The sequence below is a fragment of the Acinetobacter sp. UBA991 genome (assembly GCF_002292065.1).
GTDB lineage: Bacteria > Pseudomonadota > Gammaproteobacteria > Pseudomonadales > Moraxellaceae > Acinetobacter > Acinetobacter higginsii.
The window spans coordinates 29228-52897 of the sequence record NZ_DBBF01000025.1 but is presented as its reverse complement, the minus strand read 5'-3'; the positions used below and the strand labels follow the sequence as shown (position 1 = coordinate 52897).

Genomic DNA, 23670 nt, shown 5'->3' with positions numbered 1-23670 from the left:
AATGTGAAAGATCAATGTCCCAAAACGTGGGAGAAAAAGGACTTATGTGTATTGTCGCTTTTGCATGGCAGGTGTTGGATGAAATGCCGCTGTGTTTAATTTCAAATCGGGATGAGTTTTATCATCGACCAAGTGCTGCCTTGCATGCATGGCAAAACAGTAGCATTGTGGCAGGACAGGACTTGCAGTCTGGCGGGACGTGGATGGGCGTGACAGCATCAGGACGTTGGGCGATTGTCACCAATTTCCGTAATGGCCGCGATCAAAAAAGTTATACGACTTCTCGCGGGCATCTAATTCAATCTTTTTTGGAAAGTGATTTAGCCCCGATTCGTTTTGCTCGGCAATTGGAACAACAGCAACAGGAGTATGCGGGCTTTAATCTGTTTGTTGGAGATACTGAGCAAGCCGTTTATATGAGTAACCGAGGTGAAGCCCCACAAGTGCTTGCCAATGGCGTGTATGTGGTGTCCAATGGACTCATGTCAGAAGATTGGGAAAAAAACAGACATTTGCGTAAACGCTTTACTCAAGAATTTTTACCGATGTTGCAACAAGCACAAATTGCTGAATCCGCAATCGATGCTGCCGCTTGGGATATTTTGGAAGATGAGCGTAAAGTCATCGCCAATCTGTTACCCGATACGGGAATCAATCCAGAGATGGAAGCCTTATTGTCATCCACCTTTATTCAAAGTCCAATTTATGGGACACGATGTTCTAATTTCTTAAGATTAACGGACACTGAATGGCACTGGTTGGAGAAATCTCAACAAGGAGAGCAACAGGGACGAGTAGTTGACCTGCATGTCGACTTGAATTTTTAACTTGATATGTTATAACGTAATTATCTATATAAAACAACAAGATGAAATAATACTGTCATCAAGGTGACATAAAAGGGTCACCCAGCATTGTTATGGTGTAGCCAATCAAGTTACGTCCAAACAATACATCTGGGGATATTCTATGTTCTTATCAAAGACGGGCTTTTCCAAAAAGCTATTGGCGGTCAGTTTAATGGCAGTTTTGTCAGCTGGAATGACTGCTTGTAACGATAGTGATAACAATGAAAAAACTGAAGTACCAAAAACACCAACTGCAAAAAATGTAATTTTCTTCTTGGGCGATGGGATGGGGATTACCACCTTAACCGCATCGCGTATTTACTCTGTTGGCGAGGATGGCGATTTGACCATTGATACGCTGCCAGAAACTGCATTTGTCCGTACCTTTTCAGAAGATGGTCAAGTGACAGACAGTGCGCCATCTATGGCAGCCTATATGACAGGCGTGAAAATGAATAATGAAGTCATTTCCATGCAGACAGGCACCATCGCATCCCCACCGAAAGCAGATGGTACCAGTACCTGTGACGATGTTGCAGCCAATAAAGGCAAGAAACCAGCAGAAACATTGCTTGAACTTGCTAAAGCGCAAGGCATGGGCACTGGGCTTGTCACCACAACCCGTATTACCCATGCAACACCTGCTACGACCTATGCGCATGTGTGCCATCGTGATGCTGAGAACGATATTGCAGCACAATTGGTTCCAGCAGGTAAGGGAACAGGATGGGGTGCGTATAACACTAAATTAAACGATGGTGTGGATGTGGTCTTGGGTGGTGGCTTGCGCCAGTTTAAACCAACGACGGTATCGGGTGGTAAACGGGCAGATGGTCGTGATCTGGTCAAAGAAATGCAAGATCAGGGCTATAGCTTTGTTTCAAGCGGAAGTGATTTAACCAAAATTGATCCAAGCAAAACCAAGAAATTATTGGGCTTATTCAATGCCAGCCATATGAACTATGACTTGGATCGTACCAATAAGAAAATTGATGAGCCAAGTCTTGCCGATATGACCACCAAGGCGATTGATGTCTTACAAGCAAAAAACAAAAGCTTCTTCTTGATGGTTGAGGGGGGCCGTATTGACCATGCCCTGCATGACACCAATGCCAAGCGTGCCTTACAAGATACGGTTGCTTTTGATAATGCGATTAAAGCTGCAATTGATAAAGTTAAAAAAACCGATCCTGAGCTCAAAAATACCTTGATCGTGGTCACCGCTGACCATGATCACACCATGGTCTTGAATGGCTATGCAAAACGTACAGGTAAATATGTGAAAGGGGCAGAGACCAGTGTGCTCGGTTTAGTCAAAAACTATAACAAGGCAGGTTTCTCAACTGATGTGAATGGCAACCCATATCCAATTATCGGTTTTGGTACAGGTAAAAAGCGTTTAGACAATGACCGTATCGAAGCGCGTGGGGTATTGACCGATAACGACAGCTGTAATCCAGCCGTAGGTCCAGCGGGTAAATTTACCGATAGTCGTGGTACGGATATTGATAAAGAAGGTTGGTGTACAGGTACCGCTTCCGATGACTTCCAGCAAGAAGCTGTGGTGCAAACTGGTTTTGCGGATAGTGAAACCCATGGTGGTACCGATGTGTTTCTGGGTGCAATTGGTGTGGGGTCAGATAACTTCCACGGCAGCCTCGAAAATATCGAAGTCTTTAACTTAGTTCGCAAAGCCATTGGCCTAGATAAATAACAACAGACTGGAGAACGATGATGTTAAAACAATTTAAATTAGGTCAGTTTGGTATGAAAGCATCTGCTTTAACTGTTGCATTAGTTGCTGCAAGCACTGGTGCACAAGCTGCGGGCGAAGCCAAGAATATCATTTTTTTCTTGGGTGATGGCATGGGCCCAACCACAGTGACCGCAAGCCGTATTTATGGCTATGGTGAATCTGGCAAATTAACCATGGACACCTTGCGTCGTACTGTACGTATCAAGACCTATTCAGAAGATGGTCAAACCACCGATAGCGCACCATCAATGGCGGCTTATATGACGGGTAAGAAAACCCGTAATGAAGTGATTGGGATGACACCTGGGACGATCGCGGTTGAACCAAGTGCGGGTACAGCACCAGATGGTACTAAAGTATCTAATGCCATCAATAATTGCCCAACCCCAGGTTCGAGTGTGGCTGCGGGCAGCCCTGCAGAAACGATTCTAGAATTGGCCAAAGCCAATGGTAAAAAAGTGGGTGCGATTACCACCACAGAATTGACTCACGCAACACCTGCTGCGACCTTCTCTCATGTATGTAATCGTAATGCACAGTTTGAGATTGCACGTCAGGTGATTCCGGGTGGTGCAGGTTATAATACAAAACTGTTAGATGGCGTTGATGTATTGATGGGTGGCGGGCGCAATCATTTCACCCCTTATAATGCGACTGACAATAAAAAGGGTCGTGTTGATGGGCGTAACTTACTGAATGAATTAAAAGCTAAAAACTACACCGTAGGTGCAACCAAAGCAGAGATGGACGCAGCACCATTGAATAAAAAATACATCGGTCTTTATTCTGCCACTTCACATCTGGAATACGATTTAGACCGAGCACGAACAGCGCCAAACCAACCAAGTTTGGCTGAAATGACCGCAAAATCGATTGATTTACTACAAGCTCAAGATACTGCAGGCAAAGGCTTTTTCTTGATGGTGGAAGGCGGGCGTATTGACCATGCCCTGCATGGAACCAATGCCAAACGCGCATTGCAAGACACCATTGCTTTTGATAATGCAATTAAGACGGCATTGGATAAAATCAAGAAAACCGATCCTGAGTTAAAGAATACCCTGATTGTGGTGACCGCTGACCACGACCATACCATGACCTTTAATGGCTATACCGCGCGTACTGGAAAAACCACAACCACCAACCCGGGTATTTTGGGTTTGAGCTATAGCTATCAAGAAGCCAAAGCGACTGATGCTCGCACGCGTGTATTGGCTGACGGCAAGAAGCATGCACCGAATCTGGATGTCAATGGTAAAACCTCAACTACCTTGGTGTTTGGTAATGGTGGCGGACCACGTCCAACCTCACGTATTGATATTACTGACAATGAAGCGGCAGCAGATGATTACTTGCAAGAGGTTGGGATAAAGCTGGGCAATCCTGGTTCTGAAACGCATGGTGGTGGTGATGTATTGTTATTTGCTGAAGGTGCGGGTTCACAAGTATTTAAAGGTACACGTGAAAATGCATGGGTATTTAGCAAGTTAAAAGAAGCATTCGGATTTAAATAAACGCTTTATTGAAGATTTTCATCATATTGCAAACAACCTCAGTCACTATGACTGAGGTTTTTTTATGTAGGAAATAACATGCGTCTAGTGATGAGTGCGGTATTACTGAGCGTGGGAATGACGTCTTTGCATGCAGCCCCAGTATTAAGTGCCAATATTACCCGTGAGACCCAAACCATTGGCAATGATGGAGTGACACGTACCAGTGTGTTTCAGGAGCGCATGTATCGTAATACTCAGAATATTTGGATTGAACGTGTACTGCCTAAACATCACCAACATGGACATGAAAAGGGTGGGCATAAACATTTAGATTTAGCTGAAGCAGCCCAGCATTATTTTATTGATCAGAAAAAACAGCCCAAACTCAATTTGGTGCTGATGGAAGATAAAACCGTTGTACATTTGCAAGATGCCGATGTCGATATGTTAGGACTCAGCAACTGTTGGAACTGTGTGTATTTTTTGATTGATCCTAAAAGTTTAAAGGGAATGACCGTTAAGAAAAAAGACAGCAACAGCACTTGGTATGAAAGCCAGAATAAGAAAAATAAAATGAGCATTGAATGGGACAATCGCAATAATATTGCCAAACGGGTGGAAGTACGCAGTCTAGATGGTTTGCGCTATGACATTCTGAAAGCCAATATCCAACAGGTCAATATTGCAGAACCTTGGAAAAGCTACAGTAAATTCAGCAGCAAAGATTATTCAGACTTTGGTGATTAATTGCTAAAGCCGGATTGGCTGAATTGAGCTCCTTATTTAAAGGGGCTTTTTTATCAGAGAAATAGATCTGCTCTGTGGCCGCTGCCATTTCAATCTTTGAATAAAATAAGCCTGCTATTCGATTCGTTTTACATCAACACCAGCGCTAGCCGAATGATTAGATTGTGATTGATTTAGATAGACAAATGCCGACATGATGTCGGCATTTGTTTTTTTAATAGCGCTGAGATTTAAGCTTTTTTCTCAATTGATGGTGCAACTGGATCAGCGGTGATATAGCCGACACTTGCACTATAACCACCATTGTAGTTGGCTAATACTTTTGCTTTTAATTCAGCAGGAAGGCTTGAGCTATCACCCGCATGTTGGAAATTGCTCATGATATAGGTCCAGCCATTGACCGAATCAACTGCATGTAGACCAGTCGACTCTGCACCTGCTGGTGTAGACAGAATTCGGTCTAAAGACTTGGTCTCAACGTTATAAGCCCAAAGGAAGTTATTGGTATGGTTACCACTATCTTCACCGATGAACAAAGTACGTAAAGTTTCAGAGAATTTTAGGTTGTCTGGGCTGGCAATGTTATTGGGATCAGCCGTATTACCCAAGCTATCTACTGGAATATCTTTGCCCATCAGAACCATATGGCTTTGGTAAGGTGTCCATTCACTATTGATCACATTGTTTAAGTGGTCAACTTGGCTGCCTTTCAGGTCATGCGCAAGTACACCGCCTGCTTTCAATGTATTCTTGAATTTGACATTATGTGCAGCAACCCAGCTCGATTTACCCTCAATCATCGAGTCTTGAATATTGGCAAGTGCAGAATAAGCCACCTTGTCCTTGATATTCACGGTGGTTCCTTCCATCTTGGTGAAGGCCATACTACCGCCTTTGAGGGCTGCATAACGGTGCGTTTCGAGGAAGGCAGCAGCTAATTCGATTTCTGCTTTGCTGAAACCGTTATTGGCTTCTTTTAACTTGATCCAAAGCGTCTTCTTATCTAGGACAATCTGCGTATAACCCGTTAAGTCTGCAGGTGCCGTGGTTAAGCTCTCCATAATGTTTTCAGCTTTAATGCCGCGAACATTGACCAAGTCTTCAATGGTTTTACTGTCGGTATGACCCAGTTTGATCCATTTAATTGGCGCTGTAGAGGTTTCATTCAGCTCAGCAGTGTACTTTGCAACATATAGCGTTCCTGCAGATAAATCTTTTTCCTTATCTGCAACAAACATAAAGAAGCCGCCGTTGGTATAGTCATCGCCCATGATCACGGTACGGTTGTCTGGCATGACTTGAATTAGCTCATGTGAAATACGGCCTAAACAGTAGTGCTTAACTGCAGTACCACGACCTTTACCATCCAGAATGATTTCTGGTAAATGACCATAGTTATAGACATTGGCTGTATTTTCATTGCCATATAGATTTTTACTGTAGGCTCTTAATGTTGCTAAGGTACTACCGATTTGATCAAAGGCATCTGGTTCATATTCTTCACTTGAAAGGTGCGTATTCCAAGGTGAAAGGCTGGCGCCACAAGTAATCCATAGGCCATGAACTTTAGACATGTCGACATTGAAGTATTTTTTCAATGCAAGATGTCCGGTTTTTTGATCTTGGTCTAAAGTGAGTACGGCAATAGGAGAGGGTAACTGACCATACATACTTTGTTTGGCTAAGTTTTGTGTGGTGTATTCGAACTGAACCACATGGAAGACTGGGTTGTTGACACCGTCAACTTTTGCATCTTTGAGATGAATCATTGAAGAGCCATCTGGACAGTCAGAGAAGAATTGACGTTCTTGACCTGCAACCGATGTATCTCTGATCGCTTTGTTATTAATGTCGTAATAGCTACCTGCGATAATTTTGCCGCCGTTGATATTGTCAACTTCCATACCTGTGCGGAAAAATTCTTGATAACCTAATTTATATTCAGTGCTGGTATTGTCTTCCCAAGTCACTGTTAAACTTGATTTAACAGAAGTGGTGGCCATTTCTGCTGTGGTGGTTGGTGCCGCCATTGGCGTAAATTTGGCATTTTTAAATTTAACCAATTTTGCTGGTGGTGTAACAACGTTATTATCGTTGTCATCATTACAACCCGTTAAAGCTGCTGCTGTGCCCATTGCCCCTAGTGGTAAAAACGGAACACCCGCGAACCATTTTAAAATATCACGACGACTTGGCTGATTAGTATTGGCTGTCATAGTAAATCCGTATCTGTAATATATGGTAAATAAATCCTGATCGATTCTATGAAGCGGAGATGACAGTTTTCTGACAGTTTGAAGGCAGTTTAAAGACAATTTTTATTTTGTAAATAATTAATAAATATGGAATTAGAAAAATAATCCCTGAACTATTTTCAGGGATTATTCACCTATTTGAATTAAGCCGAGGCTTTTCTTTTTTCCAGTATTTTTCCGAGGAATAACCCTAGTTCGAATAACATCCACATCGGAACGGCCAGCATAATCATCGACAAGGCATCAGGTGGCGTCACAAACATTGCCACAAAAAAGCAGCCAACAACAATGAAACGACGCTTTTCAACCAGACTTTGGGTGCTGACTACACCAATTAAAATCAAAACTAAAGTAATAATTGGAATTTCGAAGGTAAACCCAAACACCAAGAATAATTTTAGACAGAAGCTTAGATAGCTGTTGATGTCTGTCATTGGTGCAACTGTTTCCGGAGAAACACTAATAAAGAAGTGTAAAATCGCAGGTAATGTAATGAAATAAGCAAATGCCACCCCTAAATAGAACAGCACAATACTGCCTAATAAGAGCGGAATGGCCAAATGACGCTCTTTTTCATACAGTGCTGGTTTGATGAATGACCAGATCTGATAAATGATATACGGCATTGCCAACATGAAGGCGACAAATAGATTCAGCTTAAACGGTGCCATAAATGTTGCAGTGACATCGGTTGCAATCATGGTGGAGGTTGCAGGCAGTTGTTGTCTTAATGGCTCAGACAACCATTGATAGGTGGTATTTCTAAAGGGCAATAAGCAGAAGAAAAGAAAAATCGTTACCCCAACAATCTTAAATAGATATTGGCGCAGCACAATCAAATGCTGCATCACAGGCATTTGCTGTAAGGGTTCATCAGTAGTGACTGAAGTCGATGGTAATTGGCTCATACGGCAATCTTTAATTCTGTATCAAACTGTTGAGTCGGTAGCTTCGGCTCAGGTTTGAAAGGTAACTGCTTTTGATATTCAAGACTGAAAGGAATGGTCGTTTGCTGAGAAAAAAGCGTATAGATGATCGGGGCTTTCGTCTCAGTTTTTACTTCTTCAACTTCAGAAGGCGTTTGTGTATTTTTAAGCGCGTCTAACTGTTGTTGCATCCTGCGTTCAAGTTCAGTGATTTTATCAATTTCTTTTTGCATTTCTTCGCGGAACTCAGAAAGGCGTAATTCTCGATCAATTTCGTTCTGAATGTTGTTGATAAACTTTTTAATTTTTCCATACCATTTGGCTACGAATCGTGCAGCTTCTGGCAATTTATCAGGACCGAGCACCAGCAATGCAATCACGGCAAAGCAAAAGATCTCGGTCATTCCCAAATTCAGCATAATCGTGCTCGCTTAGCTTTTTACTGAGCTTTCAGTATTTTTAACTTGAGCATCAATGGTACGAGGTTCATTTAAAGGTGTCGCAGCTTCTTCTTCTTTCATTGATTTTTTGAAGTCTTTGACTGCACCGCCAACATCTTTACCCAGGTTTTTTAGCTTCGATGTACCGAACAGTAGAATCACCACAATTGCAAAAATCAGTACATGCCAAATTGATAAACCAGCCATCATTCTATTCCTATAAAACTTTGGATATATCTCAACAGCTTGGCATGACAAAGATGTGACACTTATATTGCAGTTTTAAGACAACGCATTTACCCAATGGTAAATAGTGCTAGCATATGCAGCATATCAAGACATGATAAAAACAGATCGACATGACCTTTATTCTCCCCATCAGTGCCTTTATTTTCGGATTGTTGCTTGCTCAATTCAAAGTCGCGGAACAGGCGAAGAAAATCTTATCTTCATTATTGGCACGCTTATTTATTCCTGTGGTGATCATCTACAACATGGTGTTTTATCAGGCAGGTAGCTTTGCACTGATGGGATTTAGTTTCATTACATCGATTCTTCTATTTTATGGTTTTTTCTACTTTTCAAAGGATCGCTTACAAGCACTCTGTGTGAGTTATAGCAATATTGGTTGGTTAGGTTTTCCATTTGCCATCGCCTTATTTGGAGAGCAGGTCAGTGGAGCTATGATCGCGCTATATATCGGGGGTTCACTGTTTGGCAATATTTGGGCAGTTGCTGCCGTTTCAGAAGGGCCGACTAATTACGTTGCAACACTGCATAAAGTTCTTAAGTCACCACCGGTCTTGGCCTTGTTTGCAGCCTTAATTCTATGGTTATTGGGGGCTCATCATTTGCAGGGTAATGGGGTTGTAGAAGGACTGTATGATATTGCCAAATTTGGGATGAGCTTTGCGGGCATGTGTATTTTGGGAATGTGGCTGAGACATACCCGTGTACATATGGCTGATTTGTGGCTGAGTACTCGCACTTTAATGTTCAAGCTCTTGTGTGGTGTTGTGATCTGTACATTGACCTATTATTTTATTGCGATTCCGCAGATTGAATTATTACTCCCTTTGCTGTTTTTCTTATTTTGTTTGCCGCCTGCTGCCAATATCGTTGCTTTGGAAACGCATTATCAAGGTACAGGTATATCAGCTCGCTATATTGCTGCGGGAACCATGGTGAGCTGTCTGGTGATTGTGGTCTATGGTCTATTGCTGCATATAAAAAATGCCCTCATCTAGGAGGGCATTTTTGTGTTTTAAACCAAGCTGGCTTTAAACAGCTGCATGGCTTGACCGCGATGGCTGATCTTATTTTTCTCAGCTTTGCTCAGTTCAGCACTCGAAACATTGAGTTCAGGCAACCAAAATAGTGGGTCATATCCAAAACCATTTTCACCACGTGCTGCTTCTAAAATCTCACCTTTCCAGATGCCTTGGAAAATTTGTGGCAGTGGATCTTCTGCATGTGTGACCAGCGCCAATACGCAGACAAACATCCCTTCAATGGCTTCACCGTCTTTACGCAAAGGTGCAAGATCAGCCAGTAATTTTTGGTTATTGGCTGCATCATTACCGTGTTCACCTGCATAGCGTGCCGAGTAGATGCCAGGTGCACCGCCTAAAATAGGAACACACAGTCCCGAGTCATCTGCAAGTGCTGGTTTACCTGAAAGCTTAGACGCATGACGTGCTTTGATAATGGCATTTTCAACAAAGCTGAGACCATCTTCTATCGCATCTTCAATATCGAGTTTGCCTTGAGGAATAATCTCGACAGGAAGATCAAGTTGTTGAAACAGATGTTCAAATTCGACTACTTTACCTTTGTTATTACTTGCAAGGACAAGACTGCCTTGGTTGAGCCATGGTTGAGTAGACATGCTGAAAATCTCAATATTTTAAATAAAATGAATTGTACTCGATTTGGTGGTCTAAGTCGGTTGTATGTCTTTATGATTAAACGCCAATAATAGTGAAACCATCAACATCTTGTTCTAATCGATTGGTTAAGAAGCGTATAAGATCATCCAACATTTTGATCACATCTGTTTTGTATCTCGGATATTTTTTCTTAAAAAGTTTAGTTTCTTGTTTAAATAAAAGATGAACATTATCGTTATAGCGTAAATATTTTTTAGCTTCTAAGTAAATTTTATAGGTATTAAGTTTTGCAATAATTTGTGCTATTTCTTCTGCATCAAGATACGTATTTCCCCAATGTGAACAAGGGTTATCACTCCCTAAAAATAAGTGCTCGACTAAAGAAAATGCGATTTCATCAATGACAATTGAATGATCACAATTTGGATTTCGTTGCAAATCATAAGGAATGATTTGCATGTTAAGACCTGTATAAATTCCATCTGAATAGGGCGTAACTGTAAAAGAAAATTTCATGCTAAATTTTTTTCAAGATCAGTGTATGGAAATTCCAGAATTTCATTTTTCCGTAAGCATTTGGATGTTCTGTTCTAGTTTCTTGATTCAATAAAATTTCATAATCTTCAATGAACAGTTGTTCAATTTGCTGGCGATTAAATCCTTGCATGGTCTGAGACTGTTTTAATAACCAAGGGTCATCTTGACCTAAAAGTTGTATTAGTAAAATGCCGCCTTGAGGCAAGGCATGTTTCATCTTTGCGAGTACATGATCAATTTGGCTAGGGGCACAAAAGAACAGACTGAATAGGGCAACGATAATACTGGCTGACGGATATGAATAGTCTTCAAAGATATGATTTGAGAAAAAGAATTTAGGATGATTTTTAAATCGATGCTGACACACTTGTTGTGCTGCTTCAGAAGGGTCAAAAGCGTAAACCAGATAATCATGCTTGAGTAAGAAGGCGGCTTCATTACCTGCACCACATCCACAATCAATAGCAACACGAGGAAGGGTCGAATCAACATACGGAAGTGCATATTCCAAGATCGGACGATGTGGCTGATCTTGAGTGAGTTCAGCAAATATCTGAGACATGAGCGCTAAAAAATGAAGAATGTAATATAAATAACAGTTTAAGTTCTTCTTGTAAAAGTGAAAATTGGACTATATTTAAATCAATTTAGAATAAAAGCAATAAAAAACCGACTCTCACAAGTCGGTTTTTATATCACTCAATAGATCTAAACAAGATTATTGTGCTTGAATCCATTTATCAGCACGGTCACGTGCAGTACGAATCTGATCTTGAGTTAAGTTTGCAGCCAATGCTGTTTTCTTACCTTCAGAAAGACTGATCACTTTGGTATCCAACATACCATCACGGGTTGAAAGCTCATACCACTGATAAGCACCAACAAAGTTTTTCTTCTGCTCTTCCATCATCGCAAGATTGAAGCTGGCACGGTTGTCACCATTGCTTGCTGCTTTCTCGAAATATTTACGCGCTAAAGCATCGTCTTTCTTTACACCAATACCATCGGCATACATACGACCAACATTCAATTGTGCTGCAGATAAACCTTGATCTGCTGCTGCTTTGAATAAAGAAAATGCTTGTTTTTCATCTTTAGCAACATCTTTACCAAACTGGTAACGGGTTGCTAAGTAAAACTGTGCCCCAGCTTGACCAGATTTTGCCGCGCTTTGCAATTCATTGATACCCATCACTGAATAACGTGCTGCCTGTGTTGCAACCGATTGTGGTTGAGCAACATAGTCAGCATGCGCTTGTATACTGATCAGACCAAATAAAAATGTGCTGATTAATGTCTTTTTCATAGAGCGCTCACTCGATAAATTGCGACTTCACCAAATAGGTTCGGCATATGCTTACTGAGCATACTACCTTGTTGGTCACCATTAACGGCAAGTCGATTAATAATTTTAATCCGATTCTCAGCACATAAGGCTTCAAAGTCACGGAAAGTACATAAATGAATATTCGGGGTGTTATACCACATATAGGGTAAAGCTTCCGAAACAGGCATTTTCCCTTTCAAGGCAAGAAAAGAACGTGTCTTCCAATGCGCAAAGTTTGGAAAAGTAATAATGGCCTGTTTGCCGACACGCACCATATCACGAAGTAATACATCGGGTGCATCTACAGCTTGCAAAGCTTGTGCCATGACCACAGAGTCAAAAGACTGGTCGGCAAAACGACTTAAACCAAGGTTTAAGTCCTGTTGGATAATATTTAACCCCCGACTGATGGCAATTGCAATCTTTTCTTGATCAATTTCTAGACCATAGGCACGAATATTGTGCTGTTTGCTCATATGAGCTAGCAATTCACCATCACCACAGCCTAAGTCTAGCACGCTAGAGTTCGGGTTAATCCATTTTTCGGCGAGTCGTTGATCTATACGCATTAGTGCTGCTCCTGCGATGTCGATTGCAACTGTTGTTCTCCACCTAAAAATGCGCGTAGCGTTTTTACATACAGTGGAATAGGAAATAAGAACGAGTCATGACCTTGTTCAGCATCAATATCTAAGTAGCTGACAGGCTTATGATTATCAATCAAAGCATCCACCAGTTCTTGAGAACGGCTTGGACTAAAGCGCCAGTCTGTAGTAAATGAAATCACCAAAAATTGGCACTTCGGTTGACTCATTGCCTTCGTCAAAGAATGTTCATATTCACGCGAAGGGTCAAAATAATCCAAGGCCTTGGTCATAATCAAGTAAGTATTTGCATCGAAATTGCGGCTAAATTGTTCGCCTTGGTAACGCAAATAGCTTTCCACTTGGAATTCGACATCAAAACCATACATAAATTTGCCCGATTTTAAATCGCGACCAAATTTCTGTTTCATGGCTTCTTCTGACAAGTAGGTGATATGACCCACCATACGCGCCAAAATCAAACCACGTTTTGGATAACTGTCATTTTCTAGATAACGTCCATGATGGAAATCAGGATCAGATAGAATCGATTGGCGTGCAACTTCGTTAAAGGCAATATTTTGGGCTGATAATTTGGGTGCACTAGCGATGATGGCGCATTTTTGTAATCGGTCTGGATAATCCAAAGACCATTGTAGAGCTTGCATGCCGCCCAGAGAGCCGCCAATCACAGAATACCAAACTTTAACGCCTAAACGGTCAGACAGCATTGCTTGAGTTTTGACCCAGTCACGCACTGTGACTAATGGGAAGTCAGGACCGTAAGGGCGATTTTCATTTTCAGGATTGGGTGAAGTCGGGCCAGTTGAACCACTGCATCCACCGATATTATTTAAGGAAACAACAAAGAAGTGATTGGTATCAATCGCTTTTCCAGGGCCAATACAGCTGTCCCACCAGCCTGCCTTCTTATCATCTTCATGATGATAGCCTGCAGCATGGTGATGTCCTGACAGCGCATGGCAAATCAGAATGGCATTGGATTGATCTGCATTGAGGGTTCCATAGGTTTCAACCATTAAATCGAAACGTGGCAATACGCGGCCACATTCAAGTTCTAAGGGTTGTTCAAATTGAAACTTTTGTGGTGTGACTAAACCCACTGAATCCGATGGAAAAGACACTGGAATGATTCGCCCTATAATAAATCATTAATAATAAAAGGATACCAATTCAGGTATCCTTTCAAAAGTCATTTTTTCTGATATTACAACTCAGCTTTACTGACGATTATGTGATATTTCACCTATCTAAACGGCTGCAGCAGCCACTTGATCGGTGGTTAATACACCTTGTTCAATTAAACGATTGGTACATGCAATAATGGCTTCGATTGATGAAGTCACGATGTTGTCATGTACACCCGCACCAAATGCGCTCTTACCTGTGCCTTTCACTTGAAGCTCAATCAAGGCAAGTGCTTTGGCATTGGCACCTGAACTGATACTGCGCTCTTCATAGTTCACCACATCAATTGGTAACTGTAAGGCATTCAACATAGCTGAGATCGGGCCATTTCCTTCTCCGCGGAGACGTTGAATTTCACCGTCAATTTCAACGTCTAATTCAATGATTTGTGTACCATTGATATCCGACAATTGATAATGTTTGGTTTGATAATGGCTGTTCTTCACATCGACATAGGTATTTTCGAATAAAGTCCAGATTTCATGTGCACTGATTTCTGTGCCATTTTCATCGGTATGCTGCTGTACGATCTGACTGAATTCGATTTGGACACGACGTGGTAAAGCAACGTTATAATTCGATTCCAACAAGTAGGCGATACCGCCTTTACCTGATTGGCTGTTGACGCGAATCACCGCATCGTAGTCACGGCCCAAGTCTTTTGGATCGATTGGTAAATATGGCATATCCCAGATGTCTTCGTTTTTCTGGAATTCGAAGCCTTTTTTAATCGCATCTTGGTGTGAACCAGAGAACGCGGTAAAGACTAAATCACCTGCATATGGATGACGAGGATGCACTGGTAAACCTGTACATTCTTCAACTGTTGCAATGATTTCATTGATATTTGAGAAGTCTAAGTTTGGTGCAACGCCTTGGGTATACATGTTCAAGGCAATCGCAGCAACGTCCACATTACCAGTACGTTCACCATTACCAAATACACAACCTTCTACACGGTCAGCACCCGCCATAATCGCCAATTCAGAGGCTGCGATACCACAACCACGGTCATTGTGACAGTGAACAGAGATAATCACGCCATCACGACGCGCCAAGTTACGGTGCATCCATTCGATTTGATCGGCATAGACATTCGGTGTAGACACTTCAACTGTTGCAGGTAAGTTCAAGATGACTTTATTGGTTGGTGAAGCTTCCCAAATTTCAGTCACAGCATCACAGACATCTTTGGCAACTTCTAATTCAGTTGCAGAGAAACATTCTGGGCTGTACTGGAAAATCCAGTCTGTAGCAGGATATTGCGCCGCATATTCTTTGACTTTTGTTGCTGCGTTAATGGCAAGTTGCTTTGAACCATTGGCATCGACGTTTAAGACTTTCTGACGGAAGGTTGGAGAGTTTGAATTATAGATATGCACAATGGCACGCTTTGCATTAACCAACGCTTCAAAGGTGCGTTCAATCAAATGATCACGTGCTTGCACCAACACTTCGATATACACATCGTCAGGAATCAAATTTTCTTCAATCAATTTACGAGTAAAATCGAAGTCAATTTGAGAAGCTGATGGAAAGCCAATTTCGATGTGCTTAAAGCCGATTTTAACCAACATGTGGAACATTTTTAATTTTTGATCCATATCCATCGGTTCAAAAATCGCTTGGTTCCCATCACGAAGGTCGGTACTCATCCAAATCGGTGCTTGATTGATTTCATTATTCGGCCATTGACGATCGGGTAAATCCACTCGTTGATACATACGGCGGTATTTTTTGCTTGGGTCAGCCAACATCATGAGAAAACTCCTTGTCGTAGCATGGTTGCTGAGTCAAATAAAAGGCAACGTGCTACAGATATATATGGTGTCTATAAGAATTAATTTAAAGCGAATTCGGGGATCGAGCGCCTAAAAATGTAGGCGAAAAATTTATACGCGCGCGAGGCGCAGCATCAGGAGAAGTGCAGCGAGATGTGTTGTATGAGACGGGTGGGTAAAGCCGCGATTTGTTTTCATCATCTACCATTCATATTGGGTATTTAATTTTGCAGTTATATTAGCCATCTAACGATATTCAGTCTAGGCGAAAATACAGACGACTGCAAAGGTCTATAAAACATTTTAATTGGAATGGATGGAAAATATTTCCCTGTTTTTTGCACTATTTAAATTTTAATGGGAAAAATTTCCCGTAATTTTATCAATTAGAGATAAAAAAGTTGTTTTTATCTCTAAGCTTTGAAAAGTATCCGAATTATAGCTCAGCCCACTTTCGCATGAGGTTGTGATAAAGATTGGTCATTTTAATCACTTCTTGATGAGTATCACCAAGCTGCATACGCAGATTTTGGATCGTCTGATCCAGTGTAAATAACATATTACGTTCAGCATCATTACGGATCATGCTTTGTACCCAAAAGAATGAAGCCGTTCGACACCCGCTGCTGATTGCAGTCACTTCATGCAGACTAGATGAAGGGTAGAGCACCATATCGCCCGCAGGTAATTTGGCTTCATGATAGCCGTAAGTATCTTCAATGACCAACTCACCGCCTTCATATTCATCAGGTTCTGATAAAAACAAAGTGCAAGATAAATCGGTACGTAAGCGTTCTTTCGTGCCACGAATTCGACGGATTGAATTATCAACATGGAATCCAAAAGATTCCTGATTTTCATAACGATTGAAAAGCGGAGGGATAATATCCAGTGGTAAAGCGGCTGAGAGAAATAGGGGGTGTTTGCCCAGTTCTTCTAAAATGATGTTACTGAGATGGTGGGTTAAAGGATGATCTTCAGGCAGTTGCTGATTATTTTTCACGGTAGCAGACAGAGTGCCTGCCGTAACTTTTCCATTGGTCCATTCGATTTTATCCATTTCTTCGCGAAAGTACTGAACTTGTTCTTTGCTTAATACATTTGGAATATGGTGGATCACGATAGCTACCTTTGTGGAAACAATGAATGATAAAAAATAGCCTCATTATGAGGCTATTTTTGCAATAAAATCCATAATTAAACTATGGGTTTTATTGAGGGTTAGTATTTGAAGTTGACAGACAATACTGCACTGCGTCCTTCCGCTTCAGTTGCATAGTGCGATGCATAGGCTTTCGTGAAATAACGTTTATCCGATAAATTATTAATGTTTAGTTGTAGGTCAACATTTTTATCAACGTTATAACGAGCCATTGCATCGTAACGAACATAGCCTGGAACCCATTTGGTATTCGCTGCATCACCATAGACTTTATCCATCGCTACTGCACCAGCGCCTAAAGTCAGCTGTGGTAAAACTTTATAGGTTGTCCAAAGTGTTGCTGAGTTTTTCGCAACGTTTTGAACTTGGTTACCATTATTTGGACTTGCTACATATTTACCACTGCTGTCCTTAACGAAGCCAGCATCTACGATTTCACTATCTAAATAGGTATAACCAGCCGATACCGCCCATTTATCTGTGATATAACCATTCGCACCAAGCTCAATACCATCAACACGTGTTTCACCAATGTTTCTGGTGAAACCATCCGTATCTAAGGCACGTGTATTCTCTTTTTCAGTACGGAAAATAGCAGCAGTTAAATTCAATTTATCATTCAATAAATTCCATTTAGTGCCGATTTCATATGTTTTAACTTCTTCAGGTTTTAGGTTGTTAATCGCACGAGACTGTTCATCCGTTGTATTTCGGCCGGGTACGCTAATACCTTCTGAACCGTCACCCGCATCAACACCGACAGGGTTTGCAGAGGTTGCATAGCTGATATAAATCGCACCGTTTTCAGCTGGTTTGAATGTAAGGCCAGCTTGATAATTGAAGAAATCATGACTTGAATCGTACTTTGTTCCAGCTTTGATTGAACCTGAATCCTTGTTGTACTTCATATCAGTTTCAAATTTGTCCCAACGTACCCCGAGGTCAAGTAACCATTGTGGGGTAAGGGTGATATTGTCTAGAACATACACTGATTGCGTTTTTGAGGTGATATTTGTGACATTAGGATTTGCTTTGATATTACCTAACCATGCATCACCTGCATGAGGGTTGTTTAGATCGGTACACCAACCATTGGAACTGCTTAACGAACAAGCATTATTTGCACCGCTACCACCAATTTTTGCAGTGTTTGGATCAGTAACAATATTGGTTCCACGATCTGAATCTTGCTTAGAATATTCAACGCCCGTATTGAAACTATGTTTAAGTGAACCTGTATTGAACTTACCCGTTAATGCCAACTGATCTGTAAAGGTATCTGTATTGGTTAAATTGGTATTGACTCGGCGCCAAACTTGACCATTTACAATATTGCCTTGGCTGTCATCTGGTTGAGTCCATAAATAATCATTTTTAGATTTGCTATAGACGGCTGTATTACTTAGGGTTAAATTTTCGGTTAAATCATGTTCTAACTTGATGGTACCGATCTGATTTTCTTGTTTTTGGAAATCACGATCTTTCCAACCGTAATAGATACCTTGCTTAACATCTACAGGTTTACCAGCAGTTGCTTTTTTGGTCGTATCATATTGATATGGAATACCAGAATCTGGTTCATCATTAGTTTTTAAGTAGTAATAACTTAAGGTACCACGTGTCGCTGTATCTAGACCAAAGCTAATGCTTGGTGCGATACCTGCACGCTTATATTCAGCACCCTCATGTTGCCCAGCTTTTTCATTTTGGTGGCCCATGACCACAACACGGCCTGCAACACCATTACCAAAATCTTTATTCCCGTCTAAAGTAATTCGGGCATAGTTGTCTGTACCACCAGAAATCGAACCTTCTAAAGCATCGCCTTTTTTAGCAACTTTAGAAATCATGTTGATGCTACCGCCTGATGTACCTGCACCACCTAAGGCAGACGCAGAACCTTTGGTTACTTCTACTTGTTCAACTGCAAACATTTCGCGGTTTTGAGATGTTGAACTACGAACACCGTCAACATACATTGAGCTTTCAGAGTTATAACCACGAATAAATGGGCGGTCACCGTTTGGGTTACCACCTTCACCTGCACCGAGTGTAATACCTGGAATAGTACGTAATGCATCACTTAAGGTCGTAACCTGAGTGTCTTCAATCAGTTGTTTAGAAATCACAGAAACTGATTTTGGAGTATCAAGTAGAGGAGCAACAAATTTAGTATTTGCAGATTTATCTACTTTTAGACTTTGTTCTTTTTCAGCTTGAGCATGAATTGTTGGAAGCTGAACTGCCTGATCTTGTGCAATCGCTGGTACTGCAATTACTGAGAGTGAAGATGCAATTGCAGAAGAAACGAGTTTCTTCCGTGATTTAATAAAAGACATGGGGCACGCCTAACAGTGTAAAAATTTATGCAAAGGATAATCATTGTCATTTCTATATTCATTTGTTTTGGATTGTTTTTTTCAATTGTTTCTAATTATTACAATGGAAACTTAAATAATTTTTCATCCTTAATTGTTCAATAATGTTGTTAATTTGTTGATTTTTTTATTTAATCTAAAAAAACGATTGTTTTTTAAGGTTTGACTTTTAATTTGGATAAGTGTTTCACTAGCCATTAGATGATTTCTAATGACTAGTGAAAAGATTGTGTTTAGAAAGAGAAAGTTGTACTTAATTGAACGCGACGACCTTCTTGGGTATTGCTGTAGCGGTTATAATAGCTAGTACCAACACGCTCATAGTCATTGAAATTCTTATCAAAAACATTATACAACGCAACGCCCAAGTTCCAGTTTGGTGTGATATTAAAATTAGAGCCTACATGTAATAAGGCATATTCTTTATAATCACCTAAAGCATCGTAAGCATTTTTTTCTGCAGTGCTCATATTTTGATAAGTTTTGAGGTAGCGAGCCCTTTCACTACGGTATTCACCACGAGCCCAAAGTTGAATATTGTCATCTGCCTGCCATTTAAGTGAAGCATTTGCAATATGTTCAGGCGTATCGTTAAGTGGTGGATTTCCAATGCTCTTATCTTTAATCTCTGTGTTTGTCCACGTGTAGTTGATACCAAATTTCCAATCAGGTACAAACTCCCAGTTAAATCCTGTTTCTATTCCATAAATTTCAGCTTTTTCAGCATTGGTTGGCCGTGTAACGTTCCATGAGCGAGTACCTGTATCTCCATTTTCCATTAGCCAAGGTGTGCCAACGCTTGCCATAAAGTTTTCACAGGCAACTTTTCCTCCGAAAGCATCACTACTGGCAGCATCACAAGTTCTTTCAATTGCCCCAGTTACGATTTTGTCTTTAACTTGGCTATAAAAAGCCGTCATATTGGCATCAAAATTAGAGTCATTACTAAAATATGTTCCGATTTCGAAGTTATTACTTTTTTCAGGTTTTAAATTTGGATTTCCAAAGAGAGGAGTTCGGCCTTGTCCACCAACGTTATAGATACCATCAGTTAAACGCTCAAGTCTTGGTGCTTTGTAGCCCTCGTTATATCCACCTTTAAATGTCCAGTTGTCATTCGCATTCCAGACTAGATAAGCACGTGGAGTCCAGAAGTCTCCAAAGGTATCATGGTCGTCGTATCGTAAACCAAGTGTAAGTGCCAGACTATCTGTGATTGACCATGTATCTTCAGCGAAAAGACCTAGCTGTTTAAAGGAGATTTCTTTATTGGCACGTAAACCATCTTTGATATTAGCTTCCCACCATTGGCCACCTAGAGTGATTTTATGACCCGAGAAATGTTCAGTCGTAAATTTGGTATCAAAAGTTGTATCTTCACTTTCTAGAAGTCTTGGAGTAATGGCTTTAGATCCGTTTTGCGCGCGAGAAGGAATTAGACGACCAATAGTTTCGGTCTGAATATTACTAATACTGGATTCTAAATTACCAAAATCGCTTCTCCATGTATGCGCTAAAATATATTTTTCACGATTATATTTTTGAGACTCTGCATAGCCTCCATTGGCACCTAAAGTACCCAGTTGTCCCTTGCTGTTATCGTACCATTGCTGTGTTTGCTCGTATTCCACTGATAAATCATGGTTATCTGTCGGGGTAAGAGTTAAGCGTGCACCAATGGTTTCAATATCGGATTTGGTTGGGTTATTTCCCATATTCAATGATTCATCAGTTGACTCATCATCCTTTCTAACAACATTGGATTGGTCTCTCTCCGCCTTTCTGCCTCTTAATTGTAAACCTAGTAGATTTTTTATAAGTGGACCCGTAATAAATGCATCGACAGAGCGTTGATTACCAAAATCAGATGAGTTAGGTAGAATTGTGCCTTCTAAAGTTACTGAGCCTGTCCATTCATCAGTTACTTTTTTAGTAATAATATTGACTACGCCACCCATAGCATCAGAACCATAAAGTGTAGAAGCAGGCCCTCGAATTACCTCGATTCGCTCAATTGCAGATATTGGGGGAATAAAACTGTTATTGGATTCACCAAAACCATTTGGCGTAATGTCGCCTGTACTGTTTTGTCTTCTACCATCTACTAATACAAGTGTGTATTCAGAATCCATTCCTCGAATACGGATATTCAAACCACCTGTTTTACCTGCTGTTGGGCTGATATCAACGCCTTCTACATCAATTAATGCATCTGCAATGGAATTAATTCTTTTATCTTTCAAATCTTGAGCAGTAATGACTGTGATACTTGCTGGTGCATTTTTAATATCTTGTTCAAATCCAGCGGCAGATACCACAATAGTTGCAAGTTGGTGTGTGTTGGTATTTTCAGATGCTGTCGTCGTTTCTGCGAAAGCGGATGTGGTCATTGCCCCAAGGAGTGCAAATGAAAGGGGATTCAAATTAAATTTACTCATAACTAGAGTTCCAAAGCTGGACGAGAAAAACAGAACAATTGTTCAAAAAGAATGCAAAGTATAGTGATAATACTTATCACTAACAACAAAAAATAACGTTTGTTTTAAGATTCATTTAAGAAAACTATGATTTTGGTTAAAATAAGAAATATATTTGCTTTTTTAGCATCCGATTTTGTATATCCAGAAAGTTGTCATATAATGTGGCACTTTAAAAATTGTTATTACTAACTAATATCGAGGAAGCCATGCAAGTAACGACTGAAGCGGTTTCGGGCGTTGCCCGTCGTTTAAATGTTTCTGTACCGACGAGCCGTGTTAACGAGCAGTTTGAAGCTCGCTTACAACGCACTGCCAAAACTGTGAAGATCAACGGCTTCCGTCCAGGTAAAGTGCCTTTGAACGTTGTTCGCCGTGAATATGGTGCGGGCATTTATCAAGAAGTTGTGAATGACATCATTCGCGACACAGTATTTGAAGCAATTCAACAAGAAAAAATCAATGCGGTCGGTATGCCGAACATTGAAAAAGTTGAAAACAAAGATGATGCTTTAGTTTTTGAAGCGACTGTTGAAGTTTATCCAGAAGTAGAAGTGAAAGCTTTTGCTGACTTGGAAGTTGAACGTAAAGCATCAGAAATCAACGACAAAGACGTTGATGTCATGATCGAAAACTTGCAAAAACAACGTCAAACTTGGGCTGTAACTAAAGGTATGGCGAAGAAAGACATGCAAGTAACTTTCGACTTCGAAGGTACTGTTGATGGTGAGAAGTTTGAAGGCGGTGCTGCTGAAGACTTTAAACTTGTACTTGGTTCAGGTCGTATGATCCCAGGTTTTGAAGACGGTATCGTTGGTATGAAAGCTGGCGAAGAGAAAGTTATTGATGTGACTTTCCCAGAAGATTACCAAGCTGAAAACTTGGCGGGTAAAGCTGCTCAATTCAAAATCACTGTGAAGCAAGTTGAAAAAGCAAAACTTCCAGAAATCGATGCTGAATTCTTAAAAATCTTTGGTTTAACTGAAGAAGAAGGCTTAGACAAGTTAAAAGCTGACGTTCGTAAGAATATGGAACGTGAAGTTCGCAACGGTCTTCGTAACCAAGTTAAACAAGCTGCATTTGATGCGCTTGTTGCTGCTAACGAAATCGAAGTTCCTGCTTCAATGGTTGCTCAAGAAATTGACCGTCAACGTCAACAAATGATCCAGCAATTCACTCAACAGTTTGGTGCTCAAGGTGCAGGCGCATTTGACAGCAGCATGCTTCCTGATGAATTGTTCAAAGAACAAGCTGAAAAATCAGTTAAGCTTGGCGTATTGGTAAGCAAAGTATTGGCTGACGCTAAACTTGAAGTTGATCAAGCACGTGTTAATGCTTACATCGATGACATGGCTTCTTCTTATGAAGATCCAACAGAAGTTGTTGAATACTTCAAAAATGACCAACAGCAACGTGCTCAAATCGAAGCTGTTGTGTTAGAAGATCAAGTTGTTGATCACATCTTAGCTGCAGCTAAAGTGAAAGATGTTGCGATCAGCTATGAAGACTTATTGAAAGAACAACAAGCTCGCCGTGGCTAATCTTTTAAAAAGTTGATTCAAGAAAAAGGCGCTTAATGCGCCTTTTTCTTTAGGGTTTAGAATTTTGTATTTCATTCTGATTTAAAACAGTAAGACTTTGGCTTGCAGAGCTTTAAGCATAGGTGTGAAATTCCATAAACCATGCTGTGCATCATCAGAAAATCTCCCTTGCTTAAAGTATCGATGTAAAGTCTGCAAACCCTCTGTTAGCAAAGTGTTAATTTGTCGAAAAATTGCCAGATTTTAGTCTAAATAATCGAATATTTCAGATTGAACCTTTTGCAATTTCGTTGATTATCCCTCATATTGTTGGCATA

Annotated in this window: 20 protein-coding genes; 6 read left to right on the top strand and 14 right to left on the bottom strand. The window is 40.7% G+C overall.

What is annotated here, in order from left to right:
- The first annotated feature begins 44 nt into the window (after positions 1 to 44).
- The 4 genes from B2727_RS10650 (at position 45) to B2727_RS10635 (ending at position 4847) form a co-directional block, all read left to right on the top strand.
- Positions 45 to 827 carry an NRDE family protein gene (locus B2727_RS10650; RefSeq protein WP_033134136.1) on the top strand — a complete coding sequence of 261 codons (783 nt, stop codon included), beginning with the start codon at positions 45 to 47 and terminating at the stop codon, positions 825 to 827.
- A gap of 142 nt (positions 828 to 969) precedes the next feature.
- Positions 970 to 2562 (top strand): alkaline phosphatase, encoded by a 1593-nt coding sequence (locus tag B2727_RS10645; protein WP_033134135.1) that lies wholly within the window; start codon positions 970 to 972, stop codon positions 2560 to 2562.
- A gap of 20 nt (positions 2563 to 2582) precedes the next feature.
- A complete protein-coding gene (locus B2727_RS10640; RefSeq protein ID WP_033134134.1) occupies positions 2583 to 4118 on the top strand; it encodes an alkaline phosphatase in 1536 nt (511 codons plus the stop codon).
- A 78-nt stretch (positions 4119 to 4196) separates the two neighbouring features.
- The gene (locus B2727_RS10635) at positions 4197 to 4847 is read left to right on the top strand and encodes a hypothetical protein (RefSeq protein WP_033134133.1); all 651 of its coding nucleotides are present in this window, start codon (positions 4197 to 4199) and stop codon (positions 4845 to 4847) included.
- A gap of 230 nt (positions 4848 to 5077) precedes the next feature.
- Here B2727_RS10635 and B2727_RS10630 read toward each other — a convergent pair whose 3' ends face one another.
- From B2727_RS10630 to tatA, 4 genes are all read right to left on the bottom strand, one after another.
- A complete protein-coding gene (locus tag B2727_RS10630) occupies positions 5078 to 7063 on the bottom strand; it encodes a PhoX family protein (protein ID WP_033134132.1) in 1986 nt (661 codons plus the stop codon).
- Positions 7064 to 7245: 182 nt separating this feature from the next.
- Positions 7246 to 8010 (bottom strand): twin-arginine translocase subunit TatC, encoded by a 765-nt coding sequence (gene tatC / locus B2727_RS10625; protein WP_033134131.1) that lies wholly within the window; start codon positions 8008 to 8010, stop codon positions 7246 to 7248.
- Positions 8007 to 8447 (bottom strand): Sec-independent protein translocase protein TatB, encoded by a 441-nt coding sequence (tatB, locus tag B2727_RS10620; protein ID WP_033134130.1) that lies wholly within the window; start codon positions 8445 to 8447, stop codon positions 8007 to 8009. Before tatB ends, tatC begins: the two co-directional genes overlap by 4 nt.
- A 12-nt stretch (positions 8448 to 8459) precedes the next feature.
- Complete coding sequence (gene tatA / locus B2727_RS10615) at positions 8460 to 8675, bottom strand: Sec-independent protein translocase subunit TatA (RefSeq protein ID WP_004678519.1); 216 nt, start codon at positions 8673 to 8675, stop codon at positions 8460 to 8462.
- A 152-nt stretch (positions 8676 to 8827) separates the two neighbouring features.
- On the opposite strand from tatA, the gene B2727_RS10610 reads away from it, so the two are divergent.
- Positions 8828 to 9715: a permease gene (locus tag B2727_RS10610; protein ID WP_033134129.1), complete on the top strand. Its 888-nt coding sequence runs from the start codon at positions 8828 to 8830 to the stop codon at positions 9713 to 9715.
- A 17-nt stretch (positions 9716 to 9732) separates the two neighbouring features.
- Here B2727_RS10610 and rdgB read toward each other — a convergent pair whose 3' ends face one another.
- The 10 genes from rdgB to B2727_RS10560 form a co-directional block, all read right to left on the bottom strand.
- A complete protein-coding gene (gene rdgB / locus B2727_RS10605) occupies positions 9733 to 10356 on the bottom strand; it encodes an RdgB/HAM1 family non-canonical purine NTP pyrophosphatase (protein ID WP_033134128.1) in 624 nt (207 codons plus the stop codon).
- A 76-nt stretch (positions 10357 to 10432) separates the two neighbouring features.
- Positions 10433 to 10873 (bottom strand): hypothetical protein, encoded by a 441-nt coding sequence (locus tag B2727_RS10600; RefSeq protein ID WP_033134127.1) that lies wholly within the window; start codon positions 10871 to 10873, stop codon positions 10433 to 10435.
- Between the two features lies 1 nt (position 10874).
- Entirely contained in the window at positions 10875 to 11456 is a 582-nt protein-coding gene (locus B2727_RS10595) for a class I SAM-dependent methyltransferase (RefSeq protein ID WP_033134126.1), read from the bottom strand.
- Between the two features lie 156 nt (positions 11457 to 11612).
- Positions 11613 to 12200, bottom strand: a complete 588-nt coding sequence (locus B2727_RS10590) for a tetratricopeptide repeat protein (RefSeq protein ID WP_004804208.1) — start codon at positions 12198 to 12200, stop codon at positions 11613 to 11615.
- On the bottom strand, positions 12197 to 12790 hold the full coding sequence (gene metW / locus B2727_RS10585) for a methionine biosynthesis protein MetW (RefSeq protein ID WP_016651551.1): 594 nt from the start codon (positions 12788 to 12790) through the stop codon (positions 12197 to 12199). Before metW ends, B2727_RS10590 begins: the two co-directional genes overlap by 4 nt.
- On the bottom strand, positions 12790 to 13950 hold the full coding sequence (metX, locus tag B2727_RS10580; RefSeq protein ID WP_004804212.1) for a homoserine O-succinyltransferase MetX: 1161 nt from the start codon (positions 13948 to 13950) through the stop codon (positions 12790 to 12792). The genes metW and metX overlap by 1 nt, the downstream gene beginning before the upstream one ends.
- 126 nt (positions 13951 to 14076) lie before the next feature.
- Positions 14077 to 15774 (bottom strand): 2-isopropylmalate synthase, encoded by a 1698-nt coding sequence (gene leuA, locus B2727_RS10575; RefSeq protein ID WP_033134125.1) that lies wholly within the window; start codon positions 15772 to 15774, stop codon positions 14077 to 14079.
- Between the two features lie 457 nt (positions 15775 to 16231).
- Complete coding sequence (locus B2727_RS10570; RefSeq protein WP_033134124.1) at positions 16232 to 16915, bottom strand: Fe2+-dependent dioxygenase; 684 nt, start codon at positions 16913 to 16915, stop codon at positions 16232 to 16234.
- A 101-nt stretch (positions 16916 to 17016) separates the two neighbouring features.
- Complete coding sequence (locus B2727_RS10565) at positions 17017 to 19296, bottom strand: TonB-dependent receptor (protein WP_033134123.1); 2280 nt, start codon at positions 19294 to 19296, stop codon at positions 17017 to 17019.
- Between the two features lie 272 nt (positions 19297 to 19568).
- Positions 19569 to 21773: a TonB-dependent receptor domain-containing protein gene (locus tag B2727_RS10560; protein ID WP_033134122.1), complete on the bottom strand. Its 2205-nt coding sequence runs from the start codon at positions 21771 to 21773 to the stop codon at positions 19569 to 19571.
- 248 nt (positions 21774 to 22021) lie between these two features.
- On the opposite strand from B2727_RS10560, the gene tig reads away from it, so the two are divergent.
- Positions 22022 to 23353 (top strand): trigger factor, encoded by a 1332-nt coding sequence (tig, locus tag B2727_RS10555; RefSeq protein WP_005318089.1) that lies wholly within the window; start codon positions 22022 to 22024, stop codon positions 23351 to 23353.
- The last annotated feature ends 317 nt before the right edge of the window (positions 23354 to 23670 follow it).